Raw genomic sequence first — 571 nt, 5'->3', positions numbered from 1 at the left:
CTTCGTGAAGCAGAGTGCTCCGATTCCAAGAAGCAGTGCTGAACTTGGTTCAGGAACAACTACAGCTGTTCCGCTTACCGTAAACGCCAGATCTGATTCAGGGACGGCTGTATATCCAAATCCAACATCCTGATAAGCGATCCCATCGGCATAGTTGTTTTCACTGTTGAATGCGACCGGGGTAATCTCGATACCCTGCGTGTAGATCCAATACTGAGTATTTGGAGAAATGGTAATGCTCGATGAAAATTCCCAAACCCCACCGCCTGTGGCCGATGTTTGGGCGATGAAACCAGGAGTCGAGGGGCTTAGATCAGCTTGGTTGCCCAAGTATTCCGAGTCCAAAAGGTAGAGGGTTCCTACCGCGAACGAATCGGTGGCTGGAGCGCCTGCCGTTTCCCAAAAGTTGACGATGATGTTGTTCCAGGCTGAGCCAGAGGGAACAAAAAATGACTGACCATAGTCGAAGGTGCCGGCAGAGGTATCCGTGGCATTGGTGTTGTCGACAATTGTGGCTGCCATCGTGCTGCCAGTTAAGAGGCAGATCGAACTGAGAATACTGAGCAGGATC

1 protein-coding gene is annotated in these 571 nt (G+C 50.8%); it reads right to left on the bottom strand.

Going from position 1 to position 571, the window contains the following annotated elements; genetic code table 11:
• A partial coding sequence (locus JIN85_RS20885; protein ID WP_200274494.1) for a PEP-CTERM sorting domain-containing protein occupies positions 1–522 on the bottom strand: 522 nt, incomplete at its 3' end.
• Between the last annotated feature and the right edge of the window lie 49 nt (positions 523–571).

Origin of the sequence: Luteolibacter pohnpeiensis (assembly GCF_016595435.1) — a bacterium.
In the GTDB taxonomy this organism is placed as follows: Bacteria; Verrucomicrobiota; Verrucomicrobiia; order Verrucomicrobiales; family Akkermansiaceae; genus Luteolibacter; species Luteolibacter pohnpeiensis.
Note: the sequence above shows the minus strand (reverse complement) of the source record. Positions and strands in the feature narration are given on the sequence as shown.